A 215-nucleotide genomic window follows, 5' to 3' on the forward strand; every position below is an offset into this window, starting at 1 on the left:
ATATTCATTATCTGTTGGTTCTACTGCTACCATTTCTTTATTTTGAATAACCATTTTTGAAATAGCTATAGCAAATGGTAGTGGATTCCCTTCTTGGAAAATTACTTTCCTTTTTTGAAAGACAAATATAGATAGTGCTATGCATATTAGTAATGCCAGTATAAATGGTTTCGATTTTAGCAAATGACTCACATCCTTTGTTCCCCATTTTATAC

Annotated in this window: 1 pseudogene; it reads right to left on the reverse strand. The window is 30.7% G+C overall.

The features are described 5' to 3' along the window. Positions 1–183 (reverse strand): annotated as a pseudogene (locus V7024_RS08855) (hypothetical protein); the annotation flags it as partial. Positions 184–215: the final 32 nt, after the last annotated feature.

The organism is Bacillus sp. JJ864 (genome assembly GCF_036963045.1).
GTDB lineage: Bacteria > Bacillota > Bacilli > Bacillales > Bacillaceae_G > Bacillus_A > Bacillus_A pseudomycoides_C.